The organism is Bacillus sp. GMs2/2 (genome assembly GCF_050172095.1).
Classification (GTDB): Bacteria; Bacillota; Bacilli; order Bacillales; family Bacillaceae_G; genus Bacillus_A; species Bacillus_A cereus.
In genome coordinates this window covers 1-3657 of the sequence record NZ_JBNLYE010000379.1, presented here as the reverse complement: position 1 = coordinate 3657, position 3657 = coordinate 1, and the positions used below count along the sequence as shown (strand labels likewise).

Genomic DNA, 3657 nt, shown 5'->3' with positions numbered 1-3657 from the left:
TCCATGAAATATTACCGTTGCCTATTATTTTAATTTTTTCACTTATATTTTCGTTTATATTTGCAATACTTTCGTATATATATGTAGAAAAATTTGCATTCAGAGTCGGAAAGTATGTAACAAAACAAGTGGATAGAAAGAAGAGAGGGGTATCTGTAAAGAGTGACTTGCAGGATGTTATTCAGAAAAGGGCGGTGAAATAATTGAAGCAAGAAATGAGTATAAAAGATTTTCAACAATTATTGAAAAGAAGATTCGTAACGATTATTTTAACGATGTGTTGTTTAACCGCTTCTTTAGTTCTTATCTCTATGTATGTTTTAAAGCCGTCATATCAATATTCAACGCAAATTCTTGTTGGGAATTTAGATGAGTTTAATAAGGAAAATTCAACAAATAAAACACAAGAAAATAAGCAACTAGTAACATCGTATGTTGATATTTTAAAAAGCCCATTAATTATTTCAACAGTCAAAAAAACTTTGAAATTAGAGCAATCAAGTTATGAATTAGCACAAAAAATCTCGGTAGTGAATACGGACAACTCACAAATTGTAACTGTTACAGTAAAAGATTCCAATCCGAAAGTCGTGAAAGACATTGTAAAGACATTGGCAGAGCAATCACAAAAAAGTTTTCAACAGTACACAAATGTACAAGGTGTGAAAGTGTTGACGGATCCTGAGTTACAGGAACAGGCTGAAAAATTGTTTCCGAAATTTCAACTGATCATTCCTATTTCTTTAATTGTTAGTTTTTTTGTTGGGATAGGTTTAGCTGTATTTCGAGATTATTTTGATGAACGTATATACACGGAACAAGATTTAGAGAAAATAACAACAGTCTCTGTTATTGGTCACATAAATATGAAACCGAATAGAAAACAGAAATCTACAGAGGTTGATAAACAATCATCTATATATCGAGGTGAACATGTCGATGTTTAGGACAAAGAAACAGCTGCCATTCGATTTGCATGATGATCTGATGAAAGAGCAGTTTTATACGGTGTATCACGAGTTGAGAAAATCTGGAAAACAACTGTTCACAGTTAGTTCAACGAAGGACAGAGGTGTTGTTGCCTCGCTTATAGTAAATATGGGTCTAGTGTTTGCTGAAATGAAGAAAAAGGTGTTACTTATTGATGTGAATTTTTCTGACCCAAAATTACATGTATTATTACAAAGTGATCACATGATAACAGTAAACGATATAATAAGCTCTTCCCCCTGTAATTATGAATCTTTTTCTAGTAATTTGTCTAAATACTTATATTGTATTCCTGCAAAAAAAACAGTACACACAGGGACGCCCTTAGTTGCTATGGATGAATTTGATAATGCGATTGCTAAGTGGAAAGAAGATTTTGATTACATTTTCTTTTATTCTTCTGAAGTATTTGAGCTTCCTGCTACGCACATTATTGCAGGGAAATGCGATGGAGTGGTTTTAGCAGTTAAAAAGCGAAAAGATTCACTACGTACAGTGCAAAAAGTAATAGCGGATATAAATAGGAAAGAATGTGAAGTAATAGGTATAATTTTATATTCTTGAATGTGGGGGTAACGATCCATGATTCGTGAAACAAATCAAGCCAAGTTGTATACGATTCCGGCTCAAGAAAAGCCTAGCATATTGAATCGAAGTGTAAAACGCTTGTTTGATATTATATTTTCAATCATATTGTTACTATTAACAATACCAATTATGTTGTTCTTTTGTATTATGATTACTTTAGAAACATCAGGGGCTCCAATATACTTTCAAGAACGTTTAGGTATAAACGGGAAGAAGTTTAATGTATTTAAATTAAGGTCGATGGTAAAGGATGCTGAAATGAACGGACCACAATGGGCAACAGAACATGATCAAAGAATTACAAAAGTTGGATTGTTTATAAGAAAAACGAGAATTGATGAATTACCGCAACTTTTAAACATTTTAAGAGGAGATATGTCTTTTGTAGGCCCTAGACCAGAGAGAGAGTTTTTTTATAATGAGTTTGATGCGTATATTCCAGAATTTAAGGAACGTTTAATAGTAAAACCAGGATTAACAGGATGGGCACAAATAAATGGAGGGTATAATCTTGATCCAAAGGAAAAGTTGAGGCTGGACATGGAGTATATTGAAATGAAAACATTTCGGATGGACATCCGTATTTTATGTAAAACCGTTTTAATTGTATTGAACGGTAATGGTGCAAGATAAATATATATGTAAATAAACAACATATGTAAGTAGGTTACTTGCAAAGGAGAACTTGTATGGGTAGATCTATTCTAAACAATATTATCCATCTATTTTATAGTACGATTTTAGCTAACCTTCTTCAGGCCGTCAGTTTAATTGTTTTAGCAAACTTTTTTAACGCACAACATTATGGGATGTTTAGTGTTGCCATAGCAGTGACGTTTGTTATGTTATTCTTTACAGACTTAGGACTTAGTAATACGTTTCTTCGAGAAGGGGCAAAGGATGGAGCAGATTTAGAGCAGATTTTATCATCGTATATAAAAATAAGGATGATTCTACTTATTTTTATTTCTATCATCGGTTATATTGCTATTCATTATATGTATGCGGATAAAAATTTAATTTATATGATGATAAACGTAATGTTTTTCATGTTAATAGGATTAACTTGGCAAAACATAGGGATTGCCTATTTTCAACTGACGGAACGTATGAAGTATATAGCGCTCATAAAAGTTGTATCAGCATCAGTTGTCATTATAATTACATGTTTTTGTATTTTCGGAGAGTTACCGGTGTATGTAACGGCTCGCTTATATGCTTTTGGGTATATGATCGGCGGTTTATTCAGTATATATATCATGAGAAGAAAGACGAAAATGAATATGAAAGTCGTAATTCATAAAGCGTTATTTTGGCAATTAACTCCCTTTATTATAAGCGGTTTTTTAATAATGAGTACGCCACAATTAGCGCCTATCTTGCTTAACTATACATTGCCATTAAGTATAGTAGGTGTTTTTGCAGTGGCGTACCGGATGCCGGCAGCTTTATATCAAGTACCAGGGGTAATTGCAGGTGCATTTTTTCCAGTGCTTTTTAAGCATTATAACCAGAATAATATAGAAGAGCATACGAAATTAAATTTGCTTCAAATTAAATCAATGGCGATTGTAGGAATATGTATGACAATCGGTTTATATCATTTAGCACCATACTTTATTTCTATATTTTTTCATGAAGAATGGAGCGATGCAGTAGAACCACTCCAAATATTATCATTTCTTATTGTGCTACAAAGTTTAAATATTGCCATTGCTGACGGTTTAACGACGAGTGGATGTCAAAATAAGAGGACTGTTGTGCAGTGTGTAGCATTGGTGATAGGTGGGGTTATGCTTTATAGCTTTAGTAGTATTGGTGGAGTGATAGGAGCGGCATACGCTATGGTTTTATTTGAAATCGTCGCTTTAGTGGGATACATAGCGGTAAGTGTAGTGAAGAAAAAAATTGTATTCCAAATTGTAATACCGTATACAATTTATTTTGGTGTAACCTTTATTGGAGTGCAATATATATTGCATACATATCATTTAATTGCGCTTGTTCTTAATATATTAATCGTAGTAGCTGCCATATTCCTATATGATTATGAGCTGAAAAAACTTCTTCTTTCTTTTA

4 protein-coding genes and 1 pseudogene are annotated in these 3657 nt (G+C 32.8%); all 5 read left to right on the top strand.

What is annotated here, in order from left to right; genetic code table 11:
* Positions 1-203 (top strand): annotated as a pseudogene (locus ACQGS6_RS24630) (acyltransferase family protein); the annotation flags it as partial.
* Positions 204-947 carry a YveK family protein gene (locus tag ACQGS6_RS24625; protein WP_000807059.1) on the top strand — a complete coding sequence of 248 codons (744 nt, stop codon included), beginning with the start codon at positions 204-206 and terminating at the stop codon, positions 945-947. It begins immediately after the preceding pseudogene.
* Positions 934-1554 carry a CpsD/CapB family tyrosine-protein kinase gene (locus ACQGS6_RS24620; protein ID WP_025967085.1) on the top strand — a complete coding sequence of 207 codons (621 nt, stop codon included), beginning with the start codon at positions 934-936 and terminating at the stop codon, positions 1552-1554. The genes ACQGS6_RS24625 and ACQGS6_RS24620 overlap by 14 nt, the downstream gene beginning before the upstream one ends.
* An 18-nt stretch (positions 1555-1572) precedes the next feature.
* Positions 1573-2211: a sugar transferase gene (locus ACQGS6_RS24615; protein ID WP_000617652.1), complete on the top strand. Its 639-nt coding sequence runs from the start codon at positions 1573-1575 to the stop codon at positions 2209-2211.
* 56 nt (positions 2212-2267) lie between these two features.
* The coding region (locus ACQGS6_RS24610; protein ID WP_426965751.1) for an oligosaccharide flippase family protein at positions 2268-3657 on the top strand (1390 nt) is incomplete at its 3' end.